Raw genomic sequence first — 374 nt, 5'->3', positions numbered from 1 at the left:
AGTGACTTAAAAGTTCGTCAATCTTATGATCTACTTTTTTTGTTTCATCTTTTACTTCAGCTGCTTCTATCTGTGTAAATTCAGGGATGTATTCTATCATTAGATTTCTACTTTTTAACACTTTAAGACATTCGTGATAAATTATCTTATACAGCCAAGTTGAAAATTTAGACTCATTCCTAAATTTTTTGATAGATCTTAAAACTATGATGAAAGCATTTTGTGTAATGTCTTCAGCATCTTCTTTGTTTTTCAGGTATTTAAAAGCAATAGAAAAAGCAACTGATTTATATTTTTCTATTAATTCATTTAAGGCGTCAATGTTACCTTTTTTTGCCCTTTGAATTAATTCTTTAGACATTAGTTATTTTATT

The 374-nt window shown here is 26.7% G+C and carries 1 protein-coding gene; it reads right to left on the bottom strand.

The window, feature by feature from the left end; genetic code table 11:
• On the bottom strand, positions 1-361 hold a 361-nt coding region (locus H4O21_RS28415; RefSeq protein WP_182812558.1), incomplete at its 3' end, for a sigma-70 family RNA polymerase sigma factor.
• Positions 362-374: the final 13 nt, after the last annotated feature.

The organism is Oceanospirillum sediminis (assembly GCF_014164585.1).
Classification (GTDB): Bacteria; Pseudomonadota; Gammaproteobacteria; order Pseudomonadales; family Halomonadaceae; genus Oceanospirillum; species Oceanospirillum sediminis.
This window is presented reverse-complemented; position numbering and strand designations above follow the sequence as displayed.